The sequence below is a fragment of the Pseudomonas sp. RIT411 genome (genome assembly GCF_003057735.2).
Lineage (GTDB): Bacteria > Pseudomonadota > Gammaproteobacteria > Pseudomonadales > Pseudomonadaceae > Chryseomonas > Chryseomonas oryzihabitans.
Genome location: NZ_QBIZ02000018.1, coordinates 73,378 through 95,576 on the forward strand (window position 1 = coordinate 73,378; position 22,199 = coordinate 95,576).

General features: G+C 66.1%; 24 protein-coding genes. 14 read left to right on the forward strand and 10 right to left on the reverse strand.

Annotated features, from left to right (window positions below; genetic code table 11):
* Positions 1 to 82: 82 nt before the first annotated feature.
* The gene (locus DBY63_RS20435; RefSeq protein WP_349254544.1) at positions 83 to 550 is read left to right on the forward strand and encodes a VWA domain-containing protein; all 468 of its coding nucleotides are present in this window, start codon (positions 83 to 85) and stop codon (positions 548 to 550) included.
* Between the two features lie 116 nt (positions 551 to 666).
* On the opposite strand, the gene DBY63_RS20440 is transcribed toward DBY63_RS20435, so the two are convergent.
* The 4 genes from DBY63_RS20440 to DBY63_RS20455 all read right to left on the reverse strand — a co-directional run bounded on the left by DBY63_RS20440 (position 667) and on the right by DBY63_RS20455 (position 4,564).
* A complete protein-coding gene (locus tag DBY63_RS20440) occupies positions 667 to 1,587 on the reverse strand; it encodes a metal ABC transporter substrate-binding protein (RefSeq protein WP_027599496.1) in 921 nt (306 codons plus the stop codon).
* An 11-nt stretch (positions 1,588 to 1,598) separates the two neighbouring features.
* Positions 1,599 to 2,468 (reverse strand): metal ABC transporter permease, encoded by an 870-nt coding sequence (locus DBY63_RS20445; protein WP_007158472.1) that lies wholly within the window; start codon positions 2,466 to 2,468, stop codon positions 1,599 to 1,601.
* Entirely contained in the window at positions 2,465 to 3,199 is a 735-nt protein-coding gene (gene aztA / locus DBY63_RS20450; RefSeq protein ID WP_108582693.1) for a zinc ABC transporter ATP-binding protein AztA, read from the reverse strand. Before aztA ends, DBY63_RS20445 begins: the two co-directional genes overlap by 4 nt.
* 267 nt (positions 3,200 to 3,466) lie before the next feature.
* The gene (locus tag DBY63_RS20455; RefSeq protein WP_007158469.1) at positions 3,467 to 4,564 is read right to left on the reverse strand and encodes a DNA topoisomerase IB; all 1,098 of its coding nucleotides are present in this window, start codon (positions 4,562 to 4,564) and stop codon (positions 3,467 to 3,469) included.
* Between the two features lie 90 nt (positions 4,565 to 4,654).
* On the opposite strand from DBY63_RS20455, the gene DBY63_RS20460 reads away from it, so the two are divergent.
* The 7 genes from DBY63_RS20460 to DBY63_RS20490 all read left to right on the forward strand — a co-directional run bounded on the left by DBY63_RS20460 (position 4,655) and on the right by DBY63_RS20490 (position 10,507).
* On the forward strand, positions 4,655 to 4,912 hold the full coding sequence (locus DBY63_RS20460) for a DUF3253 domain-containing protein (protein WP_108582692.1): 258 nt from the start codon (positions 4,655 to 4,657) through the stop codon (positions 4,910 to 4,912).
* Between the two features lie 73 nt (positions 4,913 to 4,985).
* Complete coding sequence (locus DBY63_RS20465; RefSeq protein ID WP_007158467.1) at positions 4,986 to 5,294, forward strand: PepSY domain-containing protein; 309 nt, start codon at positions 4,986 to 4,988, stop codon at positions 5,292 to 5,294.
* Entirely contained in the window at positions 5,234 to 5,590 is a 357-nt protein-coding gene (locus tag DBY63_RS20470) for a PepSY domain-containing protein (RefSeq protein ID WP_223855441.1), read from the forward strand. Before DBY63_RS20465 ends, DBY63_RS20470 begins: the two co-directional genes overlap by 61 nt.
* Positions 5,591 to 6,256 (forward strand): response regulator transcription factor, encoded by a 666-nt coding sequence (locus DBY63_RS20475; protein WP_007158465.1) that lies wholly within the window; start codon positions 5,591 to 5,593, stop codon positions 6,254 to 6,256. It begins immediately after the preceding gene.
* Positions 6,253 to 7,590 carry a sensor histidine kinase gene (locus DBY63_RS20480; RefSeq protein WP_108582691.1) on the forward strand — a complete coding sequence of 446 codons (1,338 nt, stop codon included), beginning with the start codon at positions 6,253 to 6,255 and terminating at the stop codon, positions 7,588 to 7,590. The genes DBY63_RS20475 and DBY63_RS20480 overlap by 4 nt, the downstream gene beginning before the upstream one ends.
* Before the next feature lie 25 nt (positions 7,591 to 7,615).
* Positions 7,616 to 9,334 (forward strand): methyl-accepting chemotaxis protein, encoded by a 1,719-nt coding sequence (locus tag DBY63_RS20485; RefSeq protein WP_177411481.1) that lies wholly within the window; start codon positions 7,616 to 7,618, stop codon positions 9,332 to 9,334.
* A 123-nt stretch (positions 9,335 to 9,457) separates the two neighbouring features.
* Positions 9,458 to 10,507, forward strand: a complete 1,050-nt coding sequence (locus DBY63_RS20490; RefSeq protein WP_027599490.1) for an AI-2E family transporter — start codon at positions 9,458 to 9,460, stop codon at positions 10,505 to 10,507.
* 48 nt (positions 10,508 to 10,555) lie between these two features.
* Here DBY63_RS20490 and DBY63_RS20495 read toward each other — a convergent pair whose 3' ends face one another.
* Positions 10,556 to 11,425 carry a MurR/RpiR family transcriptional regulator gene (locus DBY63_RS20495; RefSeq protein ID WP_007158461.1) on the reverse strand — a complete coding sequence of 290 codons (870 nt, stop codon included), beginning with the start codon at positions 11,423 to 11,425 and terminating at the stop codon, positions 10,556 to 10,558.
* A 164-nt stretch (positions 11,426 to 11,589) separates the two neighbouring features.
* Here DBY63_RS20495 and zwf point away from each other — a divergent pair, with 164 nt between their 5' ends.
* From zwf to rluB, 4 genes are all read left to right on the forward strand, one after another.
* The gene (gene zwf / locus DBY63_RS20500) at positions 11,590 to 13,059 is read left to right on the forward strand and encodes a glucose-6-phosphate dehydrogenase (RefSeq protein ID WP_027602213.1); all 1,470 of its coding nucleotides are present in this window, start codon (positions 11,590 to 11,592) and stop codon (positions 13,057 to 13,059) included.
* A complete protein-coding gene (gene pgl, locus DBY63_RS20505; protein WP_108582690.1) occupies positions 13,046 to 13,756 on the forward strand; it encodes a 6-phosphogluconolactonase in 711 nt (236 codons plus the stop codon). The genes zwf and pgl overlap by 14 nt, the downstream gene beginning before the upstream one ends.
* A 20-nt stretch (positions 13,757 to 13,776) precedes the next feature.
* Positions 13,777 to 14,415 carry a bifunctional 4-hydroxy-2-oxoglutarate aldolase/2-dehydro-3-deoxy-phosphogluconate aldolase gene (locus DBY63_RS20510; RefSeq protein ID WP_074583170.1) on the forward strand — a complete coding sequence of 213 codons (639 nt, stop codon included), beginning with the start codon at positions 13,777 to 13,779 and terminating at the stop codon, positions 14,413 to 14,415.
* A gap of 293 nt (positions 14,416 to 14,708) precedes the next feature.
* The gene (gene rluB, locus DBY63_RS20515; RefSeq protein WP_042133979.1) at positions 14,709 to 15,770 is read left to right on the forward strand and encodes a 23S rRNA pseudouridine(2605) synthase RluB; all 1,062 of its coding nucleotides are present in this window, start codon (positions 14,709 to 14,711) and stop codon (positions 15,768 to 15,770) included.
* A gap of 30 nt (positions 15,771 to 15,800) precedes the next feature.
* Here rluB and DBY63_RS20520 read toward each other — a convergent pair whose 3' ends face one another.
* From DBY63_RS20520 to DBY63_RS20540, 5 genes are all read right to left on the reverse strand, one after another.
* Positions 15,801 to 16,724: a GGDEF domain-containing protein gene (locus DBY63_RS20520; protein ID WP_074582494.1), complete on the reverse strand. Its 924-nt coding sequence runs from the start codon at positions 16,722 to 16,724 to the stop codon at positions 15,801 to 15,803.
* Positions 16,725 to 16,897: 173 nt separating this feature from the next.
* The gene (locus DBY63_RS20525) at positions 16,898 to 17,899 is read right to left on the reverse strand and encodes an NADP-dependent oxidoreductase (RefSeq protein WP_108582689.1); all 1,002 of its coding nucleotides are present in this window, start codon (positions 17,897 to 17,899) and stop codon (positions 16,898 to 16,900) included.
* Positions 17,900 to 17,954: 55 nt separating this feature from the next.
* On the reverse strand, positions 17,955 to 19,142 hold the full coding sequence (locus DBY63_RS20530; protein WP_108582688.1) for a benzoate/H(+) symporter BenE family transporter: 1,188 nt from the start codon (positions 19,140 to 19,142) through the stop codon (positions 17,955 to 17,957).
* Positions 19,143 to 19,151: 9 nt separating this feature from the next.
* On the reverse strand, positions 19,152 to 19,757 hold the full coding sequence (locus DBY63_RS20535; protein WP_108582687.1) for a LysE family translocator: 606 nt from the start codon (positions 19,755 to 19,757) through the stop codon (positions 19,152 to 19,154).
* An 88-nt stretch (positions 19,758 to 19,845) separates the two neighbouring features.
* Entirely contained in the window at positions 19,846 to 20,328 is a 483-nt protein-coding gene (locus tag DBY63_RS20540; protein WP_027599483.1) for a MarR family transcriptional regulator, read from the reverse strand.
* An 80-nt stretch (positions 20,329 to 20,408) separates the two neighbouring features.
* Here DBY63_RS20540 and DBY63_RS20545 point away from each other — a divergent pair, with 80 nt between their 5' ends.
* Positions 20,409 to 21,566 (forward strand): PLP-dependent aminotransferase family protein, encoded by a 1,158-nt coding sequence (locus DBY63_RS20545; protein ID WP_108582686.1) that lies wholly within the window; start codon positions 20,409 to 20,411, stop codon positions 21,564 to 21,566.
* Positions 21,567 to 21,580: 14 nt separating this feature from the next.
* Complete coding sequence (locus tag DBY63_RS20550; RefSeq protein WP_108582685.1) at positions 21,581 to 22,180, forward strand: glutathione S-transferase family protein; 600 nt, start codon at positions 21,581 to 21,583, stop codon at positions 22,178 to 22,180.
* Positions 22,181 to 22,199 lie beyond the last annotated feature (19 nt).

Consider the following 22,199-nt stretch of genomic DNA (forward strand, 5'->3'; position numbering starts at 1 on the left):
GACGCTGCTACGCGGGCGTCCCCGTCGCGCGAGTGATCTCCTCCGGCAACCACGCCGTCGGCCTCCGGCCCAGCTTTGGCTGGTGATCCTCGATCACTCCGCGTCCACCCGCCGCCACGGTGCCCTGGCCCAGGCCAAGGGGCTGCTGGCCGACTGGTTCGAGCAGGCCTATCGCCAGCGGGTCAGGGTCGCGGTCCTGCAGGCGGCGGGGGCGCGACCCGAATGGTCTTTCCAGGGCCAGCGTAGCGGGCAGGCCCTTCAGGCATGGCTGGAGCAGCTGGGCGCGGGAGGCGGAACGCCTTTGCTGGCGGGACTGGTGGAAGCTCAGGCCTGGTTGACGAGCCGTCGGCGGCAACACCCCGGCGAGGAATGCCAGCTGCTGCTGGTCACCGATGGACGTCTGCGTGAGCTGGAGGGGTTGGCCCTACCGGACTGTCCGATCCGGGTGCTGGATATCGAGTTGGGACCACTGCGCCTGGGACGGGCAGGGGAACTGGCTCGGCGCCTGGGCGCGGAATACCTTCACCTCGAGGAGGTACCGGTGGTCTAGCCACCGGTGCGGCGTAGGTCGAGTTGAGGCGGTCCCATCGTCGAAGCCCGACATCGGGGAACTCGAGCCTCGTTCTGTTGGGCTTCGCTGCGCTCAACCCAACCTACCAGAGAGCCTCAATGCCCGCCCTTCATCGCCTTGACCAGGGTATCCACGTTGTAGCGGAACATGGCGGCATAGGTGGGCGCCGGGCCGTCCGCCGGAGACAGGGCTTCGACGTACAGCTCGCCACCCGGCTGGGCGCCGCTGGCCTTGGCGATCTGCTGTACCAGGCGCGGATCGTTGGAGTTCTCGAAGAAGTAGGTGGCGACATGCTCCTGCTTGATCTGGCGGATCAGCTTGGCGACGTCCTGGGCGGACGCCTCGGCTTCGGTCGATAGCCCCAGCGGCGAGATGAAGGTCACGCCATAGGCGTCTGCGAAGTAGCCGAAGGCATCATGGGAGGTCAGTACCTTGCGTTTGGCCTTGGGTACCTGGCCGATCTGCTCGCGGGCATAGCGATCCAGGGCTTCCAGTTCGGCGATGTAGCGATCGCCGTTGGCCTTGAAGGTGGCCGCGTCCGCCGGATCCACCGCGGACAGCGCCTTCACCACGTTGCGGGTGTAGACGACCACGTTCAGCGGGTTGTTCCAGACATGGGGATCGATACCGCCATGGTCGTGATCATGGTCCGCGTTGCCATGTTCATCCTCGTCTTCCGCCATCTCGCGGGTCTTGATCCCCTCACTGAGCACCACCGGCGGGCGCGCCTGGCCGGAGGCCTTGATCAGGCGGTCCATCCAGCCTTCCAGGTGCAGGCCGCTCATGAACACCACATCGGCCTGCTTCAGCGCCTGGGCATCGGTGGGCGTCGGTTCATAGGCATGGGGATCGCCATTGGGACCGACCAGGGAGGAGACCTGCACCTGATCGCCACCGACCTGTTTGACCACGTCGGCGATCACGGTAAAGGTGGCGACGGCCTTGACCGGTGCGGCCTGGGCCTGGCCGGCAGCGGCGAGCAGGAGGGCAGCGCCCAGGGAGAACAGGGATTTCATGGTGACTCCTTTCAGTGGGTGAGGTGGGGGCGGGGGCGCAGTCGCCGGTAGAGACCCAGGCGACCGAACAGCAGGGACAGGAGGTAGCAGCCACCCGCGGTGAGGACGATGGCCGGACCCGAGGCGCAGCCAAGGTGGTAGGACAGCACCAGGCCGATCAGGCCGCTGAGGCTGGCGATCAGGCTGGCTACCGCCATCAGCCCGGGCAGGCTGTTGGCCCAGAAGCGCGCCGCGGTGGCCGGCAGCATCATCAGACCAACCGCCATCAGGGTGCCCAGGGCCTGGAAGCCGGCGACCAGGTTGAGCACCACCAGCAGCAAAAACAGCAGGTGATAGAGCGAACCGCGACCACCCACGGCGCGCAGGAAGCCCGGATCGAAGCACTCCAGCGCCAGCGGCCGGTAGATCACCGCCAGCACCAGCAGCGACAGGGTGGCGATGCCGGCGACCAGATAGAGCGCCGTGGCGTCGATGGCCAGGATGGTGCCGAACAGCACGTGCAGCAGATCCACGCTGGAGCCGTGCAGTGACACGATCAGCACCCCGGCGGCCAGGGACATCAGATAGAAGCTGGCGAAGCTGGCATCCTCGCGCTGGCTGGTGAAGCGGCTGACCAGGCCGGCGAGACCGGCCACCAGCAGGCCGGCGAGCATTCCGCCGATGCCCATGGCCGGCAGCGACAGCCCGGCGACCATGAAGCCCAGGGCTGCGCCTGGCAGCACGGCATGACTCATGGCATCGCCCACCAGACTCATGCGCCTGAGCATCAGCAGGACACCCACCGGACCGGCGCCCAGCGCCAGGGCCAGGCAGGCCACCAGGGCGCGGCGCATGAAGCCGAATTCGACGAACGGTTCGACGAGGAATTGATAGAGAGTCATGCGCGTTCACAGACCGCCGCGTTGGCGTCCCAGCGTTCGGCGAGATTGCGCGCGCGGGCCAGATGCTCGCTGACCAGCACCTGATCGGTGTCGCCCCAGGCGATGGCTTCCCGGGCCAGCAGCAGGGTCTCGGGAAAGTGCTGGCGAACCTGCTCCAGATCGTGCAGCACGGCGATCACCGTGCGGCCCTGGCCATGCCAGCGGCGGACGATGGTCAGCAGGTCTGCGGTGGTGCGCGCATCAATGGCGGTGAAGGGCTCGTCCAGCAGCAGCACGGGAGCGTCCTGCAACAGCAGGCGGGCGAACAGTACCCGCTGGAATTGCCCGGACGAGAGAGCGCCGACCAGGCGGTCCTCCAGGCCTTCGAGACCGACCGCCTGCAGCGCCCTGGCCGCTTCCTCCCGGTGAACGGCGGTCACCCCGCGCCAGAGGCCCAGGCCGCGCCAGGCGCCCAGCACCACGGTTTCCAGCACGCTGAGGGGAAAGCTGCGGTCGATCTCGGCGGCCTGGGGCAGGTAGCCCAGACGGCGTTGCGGCACCGCGCGGTTGACCCGGCCACTGACGGGTCTCAGGGTGCCGGCGATGGCCTTGAGCAGGGTGGACTTGCCGGCGCCGTTGGGGCCGACGATGGCGGTGAGGCTGCCGGTCCGGAAGCAGCCGCTGAGATGATGGATGGCCGGATGTCGCTGATAGGCCAGGGTCAGGTCCTGGAGCTCGATGGCCGCGCTCATGGCAGGGCGACCGCCCAGAGCACGGCCAGCCACAGGGCGACCAGGGGAATGCTGGCGAGCAGCAGGCGGGCGGGTACGGAGAGCAGTAGAAGGGAAGCGCGCGGGGATGCCATGATCGAGCCTTGGATAACGTGCAAAAGTTATAACATAACAAATGCAGTAGCGTCATCAGGGCGCGCGGGATGAATCACGCTAGGCGAGCAGGGTCGGGCTTTGCCGCAGAATGTTCCCTGCCCCAAGCAAGAGGCAGGGAAGGGCGCGACCCTGTCAGGCCGCCTGGGTCTCCGCCATCCGCTCTTCCAGCCGTTGCAGGAAGTTGAGCAGCAGCACCTCTTCTTCCTTCAGCCCCTTGCGCTTGCGCGGTTTGGGCAGGGTGCAGAGGTCACCGGCGAGGAAGGCATCCAGCACCCCGGGATGGATGTAGCACTTGCGGCAGACCGCCGGGGTATTGCCCAGGGTGCGGGAAACCGCCTTGACCATGTCCACCAGTTCCTTCTTGGCATCGGTCTGGGTCTCGCAGCGCAATTCGCGCAAGGCTTCCAGGGCAAGGGCGCTGCCCGCCCAGGTGCGATAGTCCTTGGCGGTGAAGTCGGCGCCGGTGAGTTCGTGCAGGTAGGCGTTGACGTCCGACGAGGTCACGGTATGGCGTTCGCCATCACCGTCCACATACTGGAAAAGGTGCTGGCCGGGCAGCTCCAGGCACTTCTTCACGGTGCGCGCCAGCCGCGGATCGCTGACCTTGATGTCGTGCTCCACCCCGCTCTTGCCGCGGAAGTGGAAGGCGATGGTGTTGCCATGCACCTCGGCGTGCCGGTTGCGCAGCGTGGTGAGTCCATAGGACTTGTTGCTCTTGGCATACTGGGCGTTGCCGACCCGGATCAGGGTCGCGTCGAGCAGGCTGATGACCGTGGCCATGACCTTTTCCCGACAGAGGCCGCGACGGGCGAGATCCTCTTCCACCCGCTGCCGCAGCTTGGGCAGGGCCTGCCCGAAGGCCAGCATCCGCTCGTACTTGTCGGTATCGCGGATCTCGCGCCAGCGCGGGTGGTAGCGATACTGCTTGCGACCGCGGGCGTCGCGTCCGGTGGCCTGCAGATGGCCGTTGGCGTCCGGACAGATCCAGACGTCGGTATAGGCCGGCGGGATGGCCAGCTTGTTGATCCGCTCGACTTCCGCCTGGTCGCGGATGCGCTCGCCAGCGGGGGTGAAGTAGGCCCATTTGCCACGCAGCTTGCGCCGGCTCAGACCCGGCTGGCTGTCGTCGACGTAGTTGAGGTCGGGCGGCAGGGGGGTGCAGAGGGCGGTACCGGTGTCGTCACGCTCATCGGCGGGGATGGGCAGGTCGGTCTGGGCGAGGCGTTGCATTACTTTCGAGGGTTTCGAGCGAGAGGTCATGACTGCACCGACGATTTCCTGGTCGAAACGGTGGACTCCAGGAAACAGGACCCGGTTCTCATGACAGCGCTCGAGCCGACCGACGCACAGTTGCGCGAAGCCTTGCTGGCCAAGGCACGGGCGCGCCGCCCAGGGGCCACCTTCTGTCCTTCGGAAGTTGCGCGCGACCTTGCGCCGGACTGGCGACCACTGATGGAGCCCCTGCGCGAGGTGGCACGGGAGCTGGCTCGCGCAGGCCAACTACGGGTGACGCAGAAGGGCGAGGTCCTGGATACCGAAGCGACCTGGCGCGGTCCGATCCGATTAAGCTTGGCTTAAGCGGCGTTTAAGTTTCGATTAATGGCCGATGGCTACTCTGGAAACCGTTCAGACAGCAACCAGAGGCATCACCATGAAAAAGCTTACCGCCCTTGCGACCGCCACCCTCTTGCTCACCGGTATGGGCGTTGCCCAGGCCCGCGATCTCGGCCCCGACGAAGCCCTCAAGCTGCGTGACAGCGGCAAGATCAAGAGCTTCGAGGTGCTCAACCAGGCCGCCATCGCCAAGCATCCGGGCTCGACCACCCACGAGACCGAACTGGAAGAAGAATACGGTCGCTACATCTATCAACTGGAACTGCGTGACCCCAAAGGTGTGAAATGGGATCTGGAACTCGACGCCACCACCGGCGAAGTCCTGAAAGATCAGCGCGACGACTGACCGTTGTCCTCGCCGGACTCTTGCTGCTCGGCAGCGTCTCGCCGCTGATCCAGGCCCGCGACCTGGATCAGGACGAGGCCCTCAAGCTGCGCAAGGAGGGGGTTATCCGCCCGCTGGAGACCCTCTTGCAGCGGGTCAACGAACGCTATCCCCAGGCTCGGCTGCTGGAAGCCGAACTGGAAGAAGAAGACGGTCAGTATCGCTACGAGATCGAGATCCTCGTCGGCGATGTCGTCCGCGAACTGGAAATCGGCGCGATGGATGGCGCCATCATGAAGGACGAGGTGGACGACTAGATGCGCCTGTTGCTGGTGGAAGACGATGTCGCCCTGGCCGACGAAATTTCGGCGTTCCTTGCCCGCCAGGGCTATGCCGTGGACTGGCTCGCCGATGGCCGCGACGCTGCCTGGCAGGGTGCTCAGGAGCCCTATGACCTCATTGTGCTCGATCTCGGCCTGCCGGGGCGGCCAGGGCTCGAGGTGCTCAGCGAGTGGCGCGCAAAGGCGCTGGCGACGCCGGTCCTGATTCTGACCGCCCGCGACAGCTGGGCGGAGCGCATCGACGGTCTCAAGGCCGGTGCCGACGACTACCTCACCAAACCCTTTCACCCCGAAGAGCTGGGCCTGCGCATCGCCGCCTTGCTGCGGCGGGTTCGCGGCGTGGCCAACCAGCCGCTCCTGCAGGCCGCCGGACTCGCGCTGGACGAGGCGCGCCAGTGCGTGGTGCGTGGCAGCGAAACCATCTCCCTGAGCGCCGCGGAATTCCGTCTGCTGCGCTGTTTCCTGCTGCATCCCGGGCAGATCCTTTCCAAGACGCGCCTGAACGACCACCTCTACGACGGCGAGAGCGAGCGCGACTCCAATGTCATCGAGGTGCACGTCAATCACCTGCGGCGCAAGCTGGGGCGCGAAGTCATCGAGACGCGGCGCGGCCAGGGCTATCGCCTGGGCGGTGTCGATTGAGGTCCATCCAGGCCCGCCTCAGGGTCGGGCTGGTGGCCATTCTGCTGGTGGCGGGCCTGGTGCTGGTCCTCGGGGGCGCCTGGCTGGTGGACCACGCCTTGCGCCGCTATCTGGAGACCGGGCTGCGCGGCGAGACGGAAAATCTGCTCGCCGCCCTGGTACGTGGGCCCCATGGCCTGCAACTGGACGAGGGCCGCCTGGGCAGCCTCTACACCCGCCCGCTGTCCGGTCGCTATTTCCTCATCGAGATCCCGGCGCTGGATATCCGCTGGCGCTCGCGCTCCCTGTGGGACGCGCAACTGGAAGCGCCGCCCAGGAGTGGCCTGAGCGAGACCCTGGCGGACGGCCCCAGCGGCCAGCGATTGCTCACCTACCGCGCTGACTACCAGCGCTATGGCCAGACGGTACGGGTCGTGGTGGCCGACGACTACAACCCGCTGTTGACCAACCTGACGCGCATCCTCGCGTTCGGTGCCCTGCTGGGGCTGGCGACCCTGCTGCTGGTCCTTCTGCTGCAACGGCTGATCGTGCGCCGGGCACTGCGCCCGCTGGACCAGGTGCGCGAGCAGATCGCCCAGCTGCATCAGGGGCGCCGTTCGACGCTGGACGCCGGCGTGCCCATCGAGCTTGCGCCGCTGGTGGAGGAGATGAACGCCTTGCTGCGCCATACCGAGGACGGCCTGAAGCGCGCGCGGCATGGCATCGGCAACCTGGGGCATGCGCTCAAGACGCCGCTGGCGGTGCTCACCAGCCTGGCCGAGCGTCCCGAGCTCCAGGCACTGCCCGAGCAGCGCGAGGTCTTGCGCGAGCAACTGGCGCGTATCCGCCAGCGGCTGGAGCGGGAGTTGCGCCGCGCCCGGCTGGCCGGCGAGGCCCTGCCAGGCGCTCATCTGGATGCCGCCGAACTGCGCGAGCTCTGCCGGCTGCTCAATCGCCTGCATGGCGAGCACCTGCGGTTCGACTGCCATCTGCCCGAAGGACTGCGCCTGCCCTGGGACCGGGAAGACCTGCTGGAGCTGTTCGGTACCCTGCTGGACAACGCCGGCAAGTGGGCGGATCGGCAGGTTCGGCTGGAGGTGGCGCAGCGGGAAGAGGGTTATCTGATCCGGATCGAGGACGACGGCCCCGGCGTGCCGGAAGCGCAGCGCGCGGCCATCCTCGAGCGGGGTTCCCGACTGGACGAGGCGGTGGCCGGTCATGGCCTGGGGCTGGGAATCGCCAAGGACATCGTCGAAGGTTGCGCTGGAACCCTCGCCCTTGAGACTTCCCGGCTGGGTGGGCTGGCGGTGGTCATCTGCCTTCCGGCGCCGGTGCGCACAGCGTCTACGAGGTGACTTCTCGGTCAAGTTCTGCAGCGCGATGCCGATAACGGCATCAGCTCTTGCGAACAAGGAGAACCTCGTGAGCCTCAAACTTAAAGTCACCTTACTGGCGGTCCTGCCCGTCTGCCTGTTCACGCTCGTGCTGGGTGGTCTGTCTTACTGGGTCTTGCACGAGCAGGCGCTCAAGGACGTCGCCGATGCCCGCGAGCGGCTGATGGTGCAGAGTCGCAACGGCCTGCAGAACACCGTGGAAGCGGCCATGACCGTGGTCAAGCCGCTGTACGACAAGGCCGCCGCGGGTGATACCGAGGCGCGCCAGGAGGCCATCCGCCTGCTGTCCGCCATCAGCTACGGCAAGGATGGCTATATCTTCGGCTACGATTCCAACGTGGTCCGCCTGTTCAAGGGCAACGACCCGGCCGGGATCGGCAAGAGCTTCAAGGACAATCGCGATCCCAGCGGCGTCTACCTCAATCAGGAACTGGTCCGGGTCGGCAAGGATGGCTCGCATTTCAGTCGCTACAGCTCTTCGCTGCCGGGCAACAAGGACGTGCTGGTGCCCAAGCTCGCCTATACCGACTACCTGCCCAAGTGGGATCTGGTGATCGGTTCCGCGGTGAACCTGGATGGCGTGGAGGCCGAGGTCGCCGCCGTGGCCGACCAGGTCGCCAAGCGTACCCAGGACCAGCTCTGGCTGATCTTCGGTACCTCCGGCGTGCTGCTGGTGGTGATCGGTATCGCCGCGCAACTCTTTGCCGCCCGGACCCTCAGGCCCCTGGCGCAGATTCGCGAGAACCTCGATGACATCGCCGCTGGCGAGGGTGATCTGACCCGCCGCCTGCCGGTCAACGGGCGCGACGAGATCGGTGAACTCGCCGCTGCCTTCAATCGCTTCGTCGATCGCATCCAGGGCACCATCGCCCAGGTCGTCGACATCACCCACCAGTTCACCGGTCTGCTTGACGATGTGGCCCAGCAGGCCCAGCGCACCGATCGCGACATGCAGCGTCAGCGCAGCGAAACCGATCAGGTGGCGACCGCCATCAACCAGATGTCCGCCGCGGCACAGGAGGTGGCGAGCAGCGCCCTGCGGGCCTCCGAAGCCACCCGCCAGACCGAGGAGAAGGGCCGGCTGGCCCGGGAGACGGTAGCCACCAGTGTGGCGCGCATCCACGAGCTGGTCGAGGAGGTACGCCAGAGCAGCGTCTCCCTCGATGGCCTCAAGCAGGACGTCGGCGCCATCGTCGGCGTACTGGACGTGATCCGCGCCATTGCCGAACAGACCAATCTGTTGGCACTCAACGCCGCCATCGAAGCGGCCCGGGCCGGTGAAGCCGGGCGCGGTTTCGCCGTGGTCGCCGACGAAGTACGCGCGCTGGCCAGCCGGACGCAGCAGAGCACCCAGGAAATCCAGGGCATGATCGATCGTCTGCAGCAGGCCACTGGCCGTGCGGTGGGTGCCATGGAGCGCTCGGGAGGCATGGGCGAGGCCACTACGGCCCAGGCCGAGCAGGCGGGGACAGCCCTGGCTGCCATCAGCGAATTGATCGCCACCATCAATGCCATGAACACCCAGATCGCCAGTGCGGCGGAAGAGCAGACAGCGGTGGCGGAGGAGATCAATCGCAGCGTCCATACCATCGCCGGTGCCGTGGACAGCATGGCCCAGGGGGCTCAACAGGGTGCCCAGAGTACTGCCGGCATGGTCGGTCTGGGCGAGCGGCTGGACGGATTGGTTCGCCAGTTCCGTGTATGATCGCCGGCGCGTCGGGTACTCCGGCGCGCCTCTTCAGGTCGAGTTGGGGGTGCTCACGGGAACCCCACGGCTTCCGAGGCTCTAAGCAAGGCCTGTCATCCTTGTTTGGAATCGCGAAAGCCAATGAAAAGTGCTCGGCTGGAAAACAAGACGTTCCTGATCCTGCTGGTGGTGGTCTCACTGGCCTTCGTCTGGATCCTCACCCCGTTCCTGGGGGCGGTGTTCTGGGGCGCCATCCTCGCCATCCTGTTCGCCCCGCTGCAGCGCTGGTTCGTCCGCCGCTTCAACAACAGGCGCAACCTCGGGGCGCTCTGCACCCTGTTCGTGATCCTACTCATCGTCATCCTGCCGGTGGTGTTCATCGCCATTTCCCTGGTCCAGGAAGGCTCGCTGCTCTATCAGCAGATCAGTAGCGGTCAGCTCAACTTCGGCCAGTACTACCAGCAGATCTGGGGCGCCTTGCCGGATTCGGTACGCAGCGTCCTGCAGCGCTTTGGCGCCGGTGACCTGGATGGCATCCGCCAGAAGCTTTCCGCCGGCGCCATGCAGGGCAGCCAGTGGGTCGCCACCCAGGCCTTCAGCTTCGGGCAGGGCACCTTCCAATTCCTGATCGGCTTCGGCGTGATGCTCTATCTGCTGTTCTTCCTGCTGCGCGACGGTTCCCAGCTGGTGGCGCTGATCCGCAAGGCCATTCCGCTGAGCGACATGCACAAGCGCAGCCTTATGGCCAAGTTCACCGCCGTGGTGCGCGCCACGGTCAAGGGCAACATTATCGTGGCCGTGGTGCAGGGCGCCCTGGGCGGCTTCATCCTCGGCGTGCTGGGTGTGCAGGGCGCGGTGCTCTGGGGCACCCTGATGGCTTTCCTCTCGCTGCTGCCCGCGGTCGGCTCGGCGCTGATCTGGGTGCCGGTGGCCATCTACTTCCTGGCCACGGGAGCGGTGATCAAGGGCGTGATCCTGATCGTCTTCGCCGTGGTGGTGATCGGCCTGGTGGACAACCTGCTGCGCCCCATCCTAGTCGGCAAGGACACCAAGATGCCCGACTACGTGGTGCTGATCTCCACCATCGGCGGCATGTCGCTGTTCGGCCTCAACGGCTTCGTCATCGGCCCGCTGATCGCCGCGCTGTTCATGTCGACCTGGGACCTGTTCAGCCACCGCGACGATATTTGATGAGCGACGTGCTCCAGGGGACTGGAGCACACGAACGGGCAGGGCGCGTCAGCCTTGGTCGGGCTCCGAGGGATAGCGGGTCGCGACCAGACTTTCCTTGACCTTGCGCAGGTGCGGCTGGAAGTCCACGCCGCGCTTGAGCGTGACCCCGGTAGCCAGGATGTCCAGCACGGTGAGCTGGATGATCCGCGAGGTCATGGGCATGTAGATGTCGGTGTCTTCCGGCAGCGGAATGTCCAGGCTGTGGGTGCAGACCTTGGCCAGCGGGGTGTTGCTGGCGGTGAGGCCGAGCACCGAGGCGCCGTTGTCGCGGGCCAGCTTGGCCACGTCCACCAGTTCCCGGGTGCGGCCGGTGTAGGAGATGATCACGAAGAGATCGCCGGTCCTGGCGATGGAGGCGAGCATCCGCTGCATCAGGACGTCCGAATGCGCCGACACCGCCATGTTGAAGCGAAAGAACTTGTGCTGGGCGTCGAGGGCCACGGGCGCCGAGGCACCGAGACCGAAAAAGTGGATCTGCCGCGCCTGGATCATCAGGTCGACCGCGCGATCCACCGTGCGGGCGTCCAGCCGCTGGCGGGCGCTGTCCAGCGAGGCGATGGTGCTGCTGAAGATCTTTTCCGCGTAGGCCTCGGGTTCGTCGTTGGCTTCCACCGCCTGGCTGACATAGACCGCGCCACTGGCAATGCTTTGCGCCAGCTGGATCTTCATTTCCGGATAGCCGCTCACGCCCAGGGAACGGCAGAAGCGGTTGACGGTGGGCTCGCTGACCTGGGCCGCCTGGGCCAGGGCGGCGATGGTGTAGCGGGTGGCCTGCCGGGGATTCTGCAGAATGACCTCGGCGACCTTGCGTTCTGCGCGGTTGAGTTCGCCGATACGGGTCTGGATGGTTTGCAGCAGGGTGCTGGCACGATCCATGAGAACTCCTAGTGGTTGTTGTGCCTCTATCCTAAGGCTATAAAAGGTGTGGGCCGGGCTTACCCCTGCGCCGTATTTTTTAATATAAAGACTACGCGAATCGCCCCGGCTCCCCTATGATGGTGCTGGAATATCTCAAACTTTAAGTAAAAGAACGAATATTTATGGCTGGCGTCCGAGTTCTACCCTGTACCCTGGCAATCTTCGGCGCATTGGGCGATCTGGCCCTGCGCAAACTTTTCCCTGCCCTGTATCAGCTGGATCGTGAAGGTCTGCTGCACGAGGATACCCGCATCATGGCGCTGGCGCGTGACCAGGGCGATGGGGTCAAGCAGCTGGAGCACATCGAGGAGCGCCTGCGCCACTATGTGCCCAAGGCCGATTGGGACGAAGCGGTATGGACCCGGATGCGTGGTCGTCTCGGCTATCGCGCCATCGATTTCCGCAATCGCGAAGACTATACGGGACTTGCCGAGGATGTGGGTGAGACGTCGCCGCTGATCGCCTATTTCGCCACCCCGGCGCTGGTCTACAGCGCCATCTGCGAGAACCTCGCCGCCGTCGGCCTGTGCGAGCGCACCCGGGTGGTGATGGAAAAGCCCATCGGCTACGACCTGGAATCCTCCAAGGTGGTCAACGATGCCGTGGCGCGCTTCTTTCCCGAAGACCGCGTCTATCGCATCGACCACTACCTGGGCAAGGAAACCGTCCAGAACCTAATCGCCCTGCGTTTCGCCAACAGCCTGTTCGAGACCCAGTGGAACCAGAACTACATCTCCCACGTGGAGATCACCGTGGCCGAGAAGGTCGGCATCGAGGGTCGCTGGGGCTACTTCGACCAGGCCGGCCAGCTGCGCGACATGGTGCAGAACCACCTGCTGCAACTGCTCTGCCTGACCGCCATGGATCCGCCGGCGGATCTTTCCGCCGACAGCATCCGCGACGAGAAGGTCAAGGTGCTCAAGGCGCTGGAGCCCATCACCGCCGACCAGCTCGCCAGCCGGGTGGTCCTGGGGCAGTACACCTCCGGCTACAGCGACGGCAAGCCGGTGCCGGGCTATCTGGAAGAGCCCAATTCCAACACCGAGAGCCGCACCGAGACCTTTGTCGCCATCCGCGCCGACATCCGCAACTGGCGCTGGTCCGGTGTGCCTTTCTATCTGCGCACCGGCAAGCGCATGCCGCAGAAGCTGTCGCAGATCGTCATCCATTTCAAGGAACCACCACACTACATCTTCGCCCCCGAGCAGCGCAGCCTGATCAGCAACCGTCTGATCATCCGCATCCAGCCGGACGAGGGTATCTCGCTGCAGGTAATGAGCAAGGATCAGGGCCTGCGCAAGGGCATGCAGCTGCGCAGCGGTCCGCTGCAGCTCAACTTCTCCGAGACCTTCAAGCACCTGCGCACGCCGGATGCCTATGAGCGACTGCTGCTGGAAGTCATGCAGGGCAACCAGTCGCTGTTCGTCCGCAAGGACGAGATCGAGGCGGCCTGGAAATGGTGCGACCAGCTGATGGATGGCTGGTCGAAGATGGGCGATTCGCCCAAGTCCTATGCCGCCGGCAGCTGGGGTCCGCTGACCTCCATCGCACTGATCGCACGAGACGGGAGATCCTGGTATGGCGACGTCTGATCTGGGGCAGGGCGTGACCCTGCGCGAACTGCCTGACCGCGACGCCCACGCCGCGGCGCTGGCCGAGACCGTCACTACCGCGCTGCGCGAAGCCCTGGCGGCCCGCGGCGAGGCGCTGCTGATCGTCTCCGGCGGTCGCAGTCCGGTGCCCTTTCTGGAGCGCCTGGCCCAGGCCGAGCTGGACTGGTCCAAGGTGTTGGTGACCCTGGCGGACGAGCGCTGGGTACCCGCTGACCATCCGGACAGCAATGCCGGCCTGCTGCGCAAGCACCTGTTCCAGGGGCCTGCCGCCGCGGCCGGCTTCGTCGACCTCTACAGTCCGGCCAGCTCCACGGAAGAGGGCATGGCCCTGACCGAAGCCCGGCTGCGCGACGCCCTGGCGACGCCCGATGTGCTGGTGCTGGGCATGGGTGACGACGCCCATACCGCCTCGCTGTTCCCCGGCAGTCCCGGCCTGGAAGAGGCCCTGGATCCGGCCAGCGAGCGCCTCAGCTTTCACGGCGTGGCACCGTCCGCGCCCCAGACCCGCATCACCCTGAGCCGTGCCTACCTGAGCCGCGCGCGGCAACAGATCCTCGCCATCCAGGGCGCAGGCAAGCGACAGGTACTGGAAACCGCTCTGGCCGAGGGCGACGAGCTGGCCACTCCGATCAAGGCGTTCCTGCGCGAACCCCTGGTCGTCTTTTGGTGCCCCTGACGAGGAGTTGAGTTTTGGACATGCAGAATAAGATCGCGACCCTAGATGCCCTGTGCGCCCGCGCGCGGATCCTGCCGGTGATCGTGATCAACGATCCCGCTGACGTGCTGCCGTTCGCCGACGCCATGGCTGCGGGGGGACTGACCGCCCTGGAAATCACCCTGAGATCGGCCCACGGGCTGGACGCGGTGCGCCTGCTGCGCCAGGAACGTCCCGAGCTGGATGTCGGTGTGGGCACCGTGCTGGACGTGCGGATGTTCGACGCCGCGGTCGAGGCCGGCGCCCAGTTCATCGTCACCCCGGGCACCACCGAGGAGATCCTCCAGGCCGGGGTAGCGGCGCCCATCCCGCTGCTGCCCGGCATCGCCACGCCCTCGGAGATCATGCAGGCTTACCGCCTGGGTTATCGCCGCTTCAAGCTGTTTCCTGCCAACGTCTATGGCGGCGTGGATGCGCTCAAGGCCTTTGCCGGTCCCTTCGCCGAACTCAAGTTCTGCCCCACCGGCGGCGTCAACCCGGGCAATGTGAAGAACTACTTCCAGCAGCCCAACCTGCTGTGCGTCGGCGGCAGCTGGATGCTGCCCGGCGACGTGGTGAAAGCCAAGGACTGGACCCGCGTCGAGCAGCTGTGCCGCGACGCCCTGGCCACACTGGACTGACACTGCGGCCATCCGTCACCCGCCAGGCTAGTGCGGTGTCTCTGAAGTTCGCGCAAGAATTGGCGAGTGATTTTTTGGCTATGGCTAGGCGCCGGTACGAGTCATAGCAGGGCTATGGCGAGGAGTGGCAACGCGGCCATAGCCGAAAAAGCGCCGCCAAAATTGTGCAGTCAACTTCTGAGACACCACACTCGCTAGGCTGGCGCGAGCAGGGGCGCTATCATGCGCCCCTGTCTTTTTCCTGGCGCCCGTTCCGTGGCGCCTTTGTCGTCCACTACACCGGGAGGTGCCTGATGACCCTCGACAAGAATCCCCCAAACGAAATCCTCGAAGAAAGCGCACCCGCGCCGGCTGGCGAAAAGCTGCAAAAGGTGCTGTCGCGCCTGGGCGTCGGCTCGCGCCGCGACGTCGAGGCCTGGATCGGCGAAGGCCGCATCAAGGTCAACGGCGTGGTCGCGCCCCTGGGCCTGCGCGTCATGCCCAAGGACGCCATCGCGGTGGACGGACGGCTGCTCAAGCGCGACCAGGCCGAGGAAGTGGTACGCCGCGTGCTGATCTACAACAAGCCCGAGGGCGAGATCTGCACCCGTGACGATCCCGAAGGCCGGCCCACCGTCTTCGACCGCCTGCCCAAGCCCAAGCAGGGCCGCTGGATCAATGTCGGTCGCCTGGACATCAACACCACCGGCCTGCTGCTGTTCACCACCGATGGCGAACTGGCCAACCGGCTGATGCACCCGTCCTACCAGATGGACCGCGAGTACGCGGTACGGGTACGGGGCGAGGTGACCGAAGAGATGCTGCTGCGCCTGAAGAACGGGGTGATCCTCGAAGACGGCCCGGCGCGCTTCACCGACGTCCAGCAGGCGCCGGAGGGCGATGGCTTCAACCACTGGTTTCATTGCGTGGTGATGGAAGGCCGCAACCGCGAAGTCCGTCGGTTGTGGGAATCCCAGGGCCTGGTGGTGAGCCGGTTGAAGCGCGTACGTTTCGGTCCGGTGTTCATGACCAGCGATCTGCCGGTCGGGCGCTGGCGCGAGATGACCCAGGGGGAGATCGACATCCTCGCGGGCGAAGTCGGCCTGCCGCCGGTGGCGCTGCCGTCCATGGGCGGCAAGACCAAGGAAAAGCTCGAGCGTCAGCAGCGCAAGACGGCGCGGCCGATCGATGCCGGTCGGGGTTCGCGCAACAAGCTCAACAAGACGGGCAAGACCGGCAAGCCCCAGGGGTCGGCCGTGGCCGAGCGTCCCAGCGAAATGGGCCGCAAGCCGGTCAGCAAGGGCCGTACCTCACCGGGCATTGCCCCGCGTCGTGGTCCGAGCGGCGGCGGTACCGGCAAGGGCGGTCGCCGCTAAGCAGAGAGGTCGCCTGGCCCCAGGCGACCGCTAGGCCAGGCTGCAGAATCGATTGCGGCCTTCGGCCTTGGCCTGATAGAGGGCGCGATCCGCGCGAAGCAGCAGGCAGCGCGGGGACTCGACGTCGCGCAGGGTCGCCAGGCCCAGGCTCAGGGTGACCGGCAGGGGGATGGCACCGGCGGTCTCCGACTGGGCCTCCACCGCCGCTCTCAGGCGTTCCGCCACGATATGCGCCGCGTCGTGGCCGGTGGCAGACAGCAGTACGCAGAATTCCTCGCCGCCAAAGCGAAAGACCATGTCCATGCTTCTCAGGTTGTTGCCGAGGGTGCGGGCGGTCTGGCGCAGCACGTCGTCGCCGACGCTATGGCCGAACCTGTCATTGATGCGCTTGAAGTGGTCCAGGTCCAGCATCAGCAGTGACAGCGGCTGCTGGGTCCGGCGGGCCAGTTCCAGTTCCCGCACCAGGGCGCGATCCAGGGCGCTGCGATTGCCGACACCGGTCAGGGCATCGCGCAGGGCGTTGTTCTGGGCTTCGCGAAACAGCAGGGCATTGCGCAGGGGAAACAGCAGGCTGCCGAGCAGGTATTCCAGCGCCCCGAGTTCGCTCTCCTGGAAGCGCTCCTGGCGGTAGAAGGTCAGGTCACCCAGGCGCAGGTCCCCCTGGCTCAGGTGATAGTGCACCTGATGACCCTGTTCTTCGCCCAGGCCGATGGCCACGTCTTCCGCGGCATTGCGGTAGCTGAGGCCGGGCAGGTCCACTAGGGTATCAACCTCCTGCCGGAAGAGTTGCAGGACCCGTTCGAGCTCCAGCGAGGTCTGCAGGACGCTGAGCAGGCGCTGACGCAGCGCGCCCAGCACCGCCGGATCGCTGTCGCGGGCGGGGGCGGCCAGGTTGGCGTTGCGCTGCTGGCGAGCGCGATCAAGATTGATGGTGTTGGACGAGGGCGGGACCATGCCTGTTCTCCTTGGCGGATAGTCCCTCTACAGCGAGAAGCGTGCCAGTCTCGCAGTGGCAGTAAAATCAATGACTTAGGCGTATGGTGGCGATTGGCCGTCTGTAAGTTGACGCCTGAAGGCCAGGCGAGTCGCTTTTGCGACCCGCTCGTGACGACTTTCCGACGCGTGGCCTATACCTTGAGTACTAGCTTGCCGAAGTTCTCGCCGGAGAACAGCTTCATCAGGGTCTCGGGGAAGGTGTCCAGGCCTTCCACCACATGCTCGCGGGATTTGAGCTGGCCGTCGGCCAGCCAGATCGCCAACTGCTTCTGCGCCTCGGCATAGCGAGCCGCGTGGTCGAGCACGATGAACCCTTCCATGCGCGCGCGATTGCTAAGCAGCGCCAGATAGTTCTGCGGGCCCTGCACCTTGTCGCTGTTGTACTGACTGATGGCGCCGCAGAGCACCACCCGTGCGCGGAAATTGATCTGCGCCAGCACCGCGTCGAGGGTCGGACCGCCGACGTTGTCGAAATAGACGTCGATGCCGTTGGGGCACTCGCGCTGCAGGGCGGCCGCGAGGTCCGGTTCGGCCTTGTAGTCGATGGCGGCGTCGAAGCCGAGTTCCTCGATCAGATAGCGGCATTTCTCCGCGCCACCGGCGATGCCCACCACATGGCAGGCCTTGAGCTTGCCGATCTGGCCGACCATGCTGCCCACCGCGCCGGCGGCGCCGGAGACCACTATGGTCTGGCCGGCCTTGGGCTCGCCGACCTCCAGCAGGCCGAAGTAGGCGGTCAGGCCGGTCATGCCAAGCACGGAAAGGTACTGGGGCAGGCTGGCCTTGCTGGGGTCCACCTTGTAGAAGCCCTGGGGCTCGCCCAGGTAATAGTCCTGGATGCCGAGCATGCCATTGACGGTATCGCTCACCTTGAAGTCCGGGTGGTTGGACGCCACCACCTCGCCGACGCCCAGGGCGCGAATGACCTCGCCGATGCCGATGGGCTTGATATAGGACTTGCCCTCGTTCATCCAGCCGCGCATGGCCGGGTCGAGGGAAAGGTACAGATTCTTGATAAGCACCTGACCGGCGCCGGGTTCGCCGATCGGCTGCTCGACGCGCTCGAAGGTGTCGGCGGTGGGTTCGCCGGATGGGCGTTTGGCGAGCAGGAATTGGCGATTGGTACGGGACATGGTGTTCTCCTGACGGGAAGGATCCAGTTCCGACCCGTCAGGAGGGGCGCGGGTTCTAACGGCGGCGTGCGGTCAGTAGCAAACTGGCCAAAAGACCGGCGACCAGGCCCCAGAAGGCCGAGCCGATGCCGGCCAGGGTCAGGCCCGAGGCGGTGACCAGAAAGGTGATGAGTGCCGGTTCGCGCTGGCCGGGGTCGGCGAGGGCGCCGTGCAGGCCGTTCATGATGGAGCCGAGCAGCGCCAGGGCGGCTACCGAGATCACCAGTTCGCCGGGCAGCGAGGCGAACAGCGCTGCCAGGGTGGCGCCGAACAGCCCGGCGATGCCATAGAAGAGTCCGCACCAGACCGCCGCGGTATAGCGCTTGCTGGCGTCCTCATGGGCCTGGGGACCGGTGCAGATCGCCGCGCTGATGGCCGCCAGGTTGATGCCATGGGAGCCGAAGGGTGCCAGCAGCAGCGAGGCGAGGCCGGTGGTGGCGATCAGCGGGGAGGCCGGGACCGCGTAGCCATCGGTGCGCAGTACGGCGATACCGGGCATGTTCTGCGACGCCATGGCCACCACGAACAGCGGGATGGCGATGCCGATGGTGGCGGCCAGGGAAAAGGTCGGGCTGGTCCACACCGGCACCGCCAACTCCAGGCGCAGGCCGTGGAAGTCCAGCAGGCCCAGCCCGGCGGCCAGCAACAGGCCAGCCACCAGGGCGACCAGCACGCAATAGCGCGGCCACAGCCGCTTGGCCACCAGATAGGCCAGGGCCATGCCCAGCACCAGCGCGGTCTGGTGCTGGGCCGCGGAGCAGATCTCGATGCCGATGCGAAAGAGGATGCCGGCCAGCAGAGCGGCGGCCAGCGCCGGCGGGACCCGGCGCAGCAGGCGGTCGACGCTGCCGGTGAGGCCGCAGAGGGCGAGCAGCACGGCGCAGAGGACAAAGGCGCCGATGGCGTCGCTGTAGGGCACCGATGGCAGGCTGGTGACCAGCAGCGCGGCGCCCGGGGTCGACCAGGCGATGACGATGGGGGTGCGGTGTTTCAGCGACAGACCGATGGTGGTCAGCGCCATGCCGATGGACAGTGCCCAGATCCAGGAGGAGATCTGTCCACTGCTCAGGCCGGCATTCTGGCCGGCCTGGAACATCAGCACCAGGGAACTGGTGTAGCCCACCAGCATGGCGACGAAGCCGGCGACCACGGCGGCGGGCGAGGTATCGGCCAGCGGGGAAAGGCGTTGCGGAGCCGCGTGCATCGAAAAACCTCAGTGATGGCCGAACAGGATGGGATAGAGGGACAGCACCAGTAGCAGGGCCATGCTCCAGTTGAACAGCCGCAGCCGTGCCGGGCTGCTGAGCAGACGGCGCAGGCCCATGCCGAACAGCGTCCAGAGGCTGACGCTGGGCAGGTTGATCAGGGCGAAGAGCAGGGCGACCAGCAGCAGGTTGGCGGTGAAGTTCTCGGCCGGAATATAGGCGGTGACCGCGCCGATGGCCATCACCCAGGCCTTGGGGTTCACCCACTGGAAGGCCGCCGCCTGGAAGAAGCCGAAGGGTTTGCCGCTGCCCGACTCCCGCGGTGTGGGGGCAGAAGCGGTAGCCAGCTTCCAGGCCAGATACAGCAGGTAGGCGCCGCCAATGACCCGCAAGGCGATCTGCAGCGGCGGATAGAGCAAGAACAGCTGACCCAGGCCGAGGCCGGTGCAGATGACCAGCAGCATGTGGCCCAGGCTGATGCCGAACATGTGCGGCAGGGTCCGCCGAAAGCCGAAATTCACTCCCGACGCCAGCAGCATCATGTTGTTGGGGCCGGGCGTGGCGGAGGAGACGAAGGCGAAGAGCATGAAGGCGGAGAGCAGTTCGACGGTCATGAGGGGCATCCCTGGGCTTTGCGCCAGCTTAGCCAGGCCGCTCGGGCCGGTATCCGTACACCAAGGCCGCGAACCAGCGGTACAGTTTTCAGGAGTCGACCGAAGGGCTCGAACTGTCCTGGCTTTCGGTTTCGCTCTCCTGGCGACCGGCCAGGGCCTGATTGAACGCCAGCCAGCCCTCGGCCGCGTCCGCTCCCGCCGAAGCCAGCGCCGCCTGCACCAGGCGCATCTGCTCGCGTCTTAGGGTCTGCTCCAGGGCGGCGCCACCCCGGGTCAGGGATAGCCGTCGCTTGCGCTTGTCCGCGGCATCCGTCTCCATGGCCACCAGTTGCATTTCCAGCAACTGCCGCAGCGGAATGTTCAACGCCTGCTTGCTGACGTTGAGCACCTCCAGCAGCGCCTTGTTGCTCAGGCCCGGCTCGCGCGCGATGAAGAACAGAATGCGCTGGTGGACCCGGCTCAGGCCGCGCCGCGCCAGCATGTCGTCGGCCTTGGCGGTGAACGCCTGGTACCCGAAGAAGAAGGTCTCCATGACCAGGCGCTGCTGGGAGGTCTGATTTAGGTCAAGCATATTGACTTGTCTTTCCGGAGTGGATTAGGGTCGGTCAAGTAGTTTGACTCATTACCAGGCCACGGGCCACAGGAGGGCAGATGGCATTTTCCGAACGGGTGACCCGACTCAAGAGCAGCCTGATCCGCGACATCCTGGCGGCGGCGCAGCGCCCGGAGGTGATGTCCTTCGCCGGAGGGCTGCCGGCCGAGCGCTGTCTGCCAGCGGTGGACTGGAGCACGATGCCGGCCAGCCTGGGTCAGTACGGCATGAGCGAGGGCGAGCCGGCGCTGCGCGAGGCCATCGCCGCCCAGGCCCGCGCCTATGGCCTGGACTGCACGGCGGACCAGGTGCTGGTGACCACGGGTTCGCAGCAGGCCCTGGATCTGATCGCCAAGCTCTATCTCGACGTCGGCACCCCGGTGCTGGTGGAGGGCCCGACCTACCTGGCGGCGCTGCAGAGCTTCCAGTTCTTTGGCGCCGAGTGCCTGGAGGTCAGTCTGACGCCGGAGGGCCTGGATCTGGAGGCCTTGCGCCTGCGCCTGGAAGAGCAACGCCCGGCCTTCGCCTATCTGATCCCGACCTTCCAGAATCCTTCCGGGGTGCGCTATTCCGCAGCCAACCGTGCGGCGGTGGCAGCCCTGCTGGACGAGTATGGCGTGACCCTGGTCGAGGACGAGCCCTATCGCGAACTCAGCTATGACGGCGCGCCGGCGCGGCCGCTGTGCGGCCAACTCCGGCGCAGCGCCTGGATCCACACCGGCAGCCTGTCCAAGACGCTGCTGCCCGGCCTGCGCGTGGGCTACCTGATCGCCTCGCCTGAACTGCTCAAGCCCCTGCGGGCGCTCAAGCAGGCGGCCGATCTGCACACCTGCCGCATGAGCCAGTGGCAGGTGCTGCAATGGCTGGGTAGTGAGCGTTATGCCCGGCACCTGGAGGAGGTAAGGACCTTCTACCGTGAGCGTCGCGATGGCTTCGCGCGGGCGCTGACGCGACATTTCAGCGACATCGCCGACTGGCAGATTCCCCAGGGTGGACTGTTCTTCTGGTTACGGCTGAAAACGCCCCTGGATACCCGTACGCTGCTGGATGCCGCCCTGGCGCAGGACGTCGCCTTCATGCCGGGCGAGCCATTCTTCGCCGAACCGGATCGTCACTGCGGTCTGCTGCGGCTCAATTTCAGCCATGTGCTGCCCGAACGGCTGGATACGGGCCTTGCGCGCCTGGCCAGCGTGATCCGGGAAGCCACCCCCCCATGACAAGGAGCTGTGAGATGAATCAGGTCTATGGCGATCGTCGTTCCGGCAACTGCTACAAGGTGGTGCTGATGCTGCACCTGCTCGGCCTGGAGTATCGCTGGCACGAGGTCGATATCCTCGCTGGCGAGACGCAGAGCGAAGCCTTTTTGGCGAAGAATCCCAACGGCAAGATTCCGGTGCTGGAGCTGGAAGACGGCACCTGCCTGTGGGAATCCAATGCCATCCTCAACTTCCTCGCCGACGGCACGCGCTTCCTGCCCAGCGAGCCGCGGCTGCGGACCCAGGTGCTGCAGTGGCAATTCTTCGAGCAGTACAGTCACGAACCCTATGTGGCGGTGGCGCGTTTCATCCAGCTCTACCAGGGGCTGCCGGCGGAGCGCCGGGAGGAGTACGAGGTCTGCCTGGTGCGCGGCTACAAGGCCTTGCGGGTGATGGAGCAGCAGTTGCAGCGCACGCCCTTCCTGGTCGGCGAGGACTACTCGATCGCCGATATCGCGCTCTATGCCTACACCCACGTCGCCCACGAAGGCGGCTTCAGCCTGGACGACTATCCGGCCATCCAGGCCTGGCTGGCGCGGGTAGCGGCGCAGCCGGGGCATATCGCCATCGGCTGAAACGCGAGCGGGGAGCCAG

What these genes read in the sequence shown, in the direction of transcription:
- DBY63_RS20545 (WP_108582686.1), top strand. Translation starts at nt 20,409, where the DNA reads ATGGCATTTTCCGAACGGGTGACCCGACTCAAGAGCAGCCTGATCCGC.
- pgl (WP_108582690.1), top strand. Translation starts at nt 13,046, where the DNA reads ATGGCGACGTCTGATCTGGGGCAGGGCGTGACCCTGCGCGAACTGCCT.
- zwf (WP_027602213.1), top strand. Translation starts at nt 11,590, where the DNA reads ATGGCTGGCGTCCGAGTTCTACCCTGTACCCTGGCAATCTTCGGCGCA.
- DBY63_RS20445 (WP_007158472.1), bottom strand. Translation starts at nt 2,468, where the DNA reads ATGACTCTCTATCAATTCCTCGTCGAACCGTTCGTCGAATTCGGCTTC.
- DBY63_RS20535 (WP_108582687.1), bottom strand. Translation starts at nt 19,757, where the DNA reads ATGACCGTCGAACTGCTCTCCGCCTTCATGCTCTTCGCCTTCGTCTCC.
- DBY63_RS20460 (WP_108582692.1), top strand. Translation starts at nt 4,655, where the DNA reads ATGACAGCGCTCGAGCCGACCGACGCACAGTTGCGCGAAGCCTTGCTG.
- DBY63_RS20490 (WP_027599490.1), top strand. Translation starts at nt 9,458, where the DNA reads ATGAAAAGTGCTCGGCTGGAAAACAAGACGTTCCTGATCCTGCTGGTG.
- DBY63_RS20440 (WP_027599496.1), bottom strand. Translation starts at nt 1,587, where the DNA reads ATGAAATCCCTGTTCTCCCTGGGCGCTGCCCTCCTGCTCGCCGCTGCC.
- DBY63_RS20530 (WP_108582688.1), bottom strand. Translation starts at nt 19,142, where the DNA reads ATGCACGCGGCTCCGCAACGCCTTTCCCCGCTGGCCGATACCTCGCCC.
- DBY63_RS20455 (WP_007158469.1), bottom strand. Translation starts at nt 4,564, where the DNA reads ATGCAACGCCTCGCCCAGACCGACCTGCCCATCCCCGCCGATGAGCGT.
- aztA (WP_108582693.1), bottom strand. Translation starts at nt 3,199, where the DNA reads ATGAGCGCGGCCATCGAGCTCCAGGACCTGACCCTGGCCTATCAGCGA.
- DBY63_RS20540 (WP_027599483.1), bottom strand. Translation starts at nt 20,328, where the DNA reads ATGCTTGACCTAAATCAGACCTCCCAGCAGCGCCTGGTCATGGAGACC.
- DBY63_RS20525 (WP_108582689.1), bottom strand. Translation starts at nt 17,899, where the DNA reads ATGTCCCGTACCAATCGCCAATTCCTGCTCGCCAAACGCCCATCCGGC.
- DBY63_RS20475 (WP_007158465.1), top strand. Translation starts at nt 5,591, where the DNA reads ATGCGCCTGTTGCTGGTGGAAGACGATGTCGCCCTGGCCGACGAAATT.
- DBY63_RS20465 (WP_007158467.1), top strand. Translation starts at nt 4,986, where the DNA reads ATGAAAAAGCTTACCGCCCTTGCGACCGCCACCCTCTTGCTCACCGGT.
- rluB (WP_042133979.1), top strand. Translation starts at nt 14,709, where the DNA reads ATGACCCTCGACAAGAATCCCCCAAACGAAATCCTCGAAGAAAGCGCA.
- DBY63_RS20510 (WP_074583170.1), top strand. Translation starts at nt 13,777, where the DNA reads ATGCAGAATAAGATCGCGACCCTAGATGCCCTGTGCGCCCGCGCGCGG.
- DBY63_RS20485 (WP_177411481.1), top strand. Translation starts at nt 7,616, where the DNA reads ATGCCGATAACGGCATCAGCTCTTGCGAACAAGGAGAACCTCGTGAGC.
- DBY63_RS20520 (WP_074582494.1), bottom strand. Translation starts at nt 16,724, where the DNA reads ATGGTCCCGCCCTCGTCCAACACCATCAATCTTGATCGCGCTCGCCAG.
- DBY63_RS20470 (WP_223855441.1), top strand. Translation starts at nt 5,234, where the DNA reads ATGGGATCTGGAACTCGACGCCACCACCGGCGAAGTCCTGAAAGATCA.
- DBY63_RS20550 (WP_108582685.1), top strand. Translation starts at nt 21,581, where the DNA reads ATGAATCAGGTCTATGGCGATCGTCGTTCCGGCAACTGCTACAAGGTG.
- DBY63_RS20495 (WP_007158461.1), bottom strand. Translation starts at nt 11,425, where the DNA reads ATGGATCGTGCCAGCACCCTGCTGCAAACCATCCAGACCCGTATCGGC.